The organism is Mesorhizobium sp. M7D.F.Ca.US.004.03.1.1, from assembly GCF_003998635.1.
GTDB classification, from domain to species: domain Bacteria; phylum Pseudomonadota; class Alphaproteobacteria; order Rhizobiales; family Rhizobiaceae; genus Mesorhizobium; species Mesorhizobium loti.
On the sequence record NZ_RZQG01001392.1, the window covers coordinates 1 to 1083 of the forward strand.

A 1083-nucleotide genomic window follows, 5' to 3' on the forward strand; every position below is an offset into this window, starting at 1 on the left:
GCAGGACACGCAGCAGCTTAGCCTGGAACGAACCTGATATTTCGCCAATCTCGTCCAGAAACAATGTGCCTTTGTCGGCAGCCTCAAAGCGCCCCTTGCGCAAACTGCTCGCGTCGGTGAAGGCACCCTTCTCATGACCGAACAAGTCAGATTCCAGAAGCGTCTCGGTGAGCGCCGCGCAATTGACCTTGATGAAGGGCTGCTTGGCGCGAGGCGAGAGCTCGTGAATGGCTTTGGCAACCAGCTCCTTGCCGGTTCCGGATTCACCTCGCAACAGGACCGTAGTCTTCGCCTTGGCCACCTTGACAAGGTGCTCACGCAGCTTGCGCAGCGCCTGACTATCGCCAAGCATCTCCTTGCTGATCTTTTTACGTTCCATTTGGCAGCCCATCCCACTCCGCCACCCGCCGGTAGAACTGCACTGGACGGTGAGCTGTGTTGTATTTCGCCATCATCATTCTCGATCTCACCTTTGTTGCTTCGAAATTTCCGGCGCGCGGACCCCCTCGGCAAATGGCAATGGCGCCTGAGCATCGTTGTCTTTCACCAGGACGAGCGTCTTCTCCTCCGTGCGGGCGCCCGCAATATGCGCGCTTGTTTGCGCAGGCCTTTACTCGACCGGTCGCCGTTCTGTCCGGCTTCTGCCGCACCGCAGCCTGCAAACCCATCCTTGACAAGAAAGGAGGGGAGTCAATCGAGCTCTCCTTGCATTCGTGCAAGGAAAATTGTCAGTTTGATAGAATTCTATCAAAACGGCAGAAACGCCCCGCCCCCAATTTGGCTGTACCTGCGGCGTTCAGCTTACGTGACGACATGTGCGGACTTGTCCCAATTGCCGTCCGAGTTGTGCGGGAAACAGTAGCCGCTGCGCTGTTCGCTTCAACCGCGTGATGCCGCTGACAGTAGAGGCGGCGGCTCGTCGAGCGAGGCTTCATTGTTCGGCTACTAAAGCGGCTGTGCTTTGGTGGGAGTTGGTTTCGCCCAAGTTCTGGGCCTGGGGGCGTCTAGCCCGTTTCGCCGCACAGGCTCCTCCCACATCGTCGAGGCCGAGAAGGAGGGACCCCACAGCCCTCCCTGTATCAC

1 protein-coding gene and 1 pseudogene are annotated in these 1083 nt (G+C 58.4%); one reads left to right on the forward strand and one right to left on the reverse strand.

From position 1 onward, the window contains the following. A pseudogene (locus EN935_RS37340) lies at positions 1-376 on the reverse strand (sigma-54 factor interaction domain-containing protein); the annotation flags it as partial. A 62-nt stretch (positions 377-438) separates the two neighbouring features. Between EN935_RS37340 and EN935_RS37345 the strand changes: the two are divergent. Continuing rightward, a complete protein-coding gene (locus EN935_RS37345) occupies positions 439-891 on the forward strand; it encodes a hypothetical protein (protein ID WP_127262932.1) in 453 nt (150 codons plus the stop codon). The last annotated feature ends 192 nt before the right edge of the window (positions 892-1083 follow it).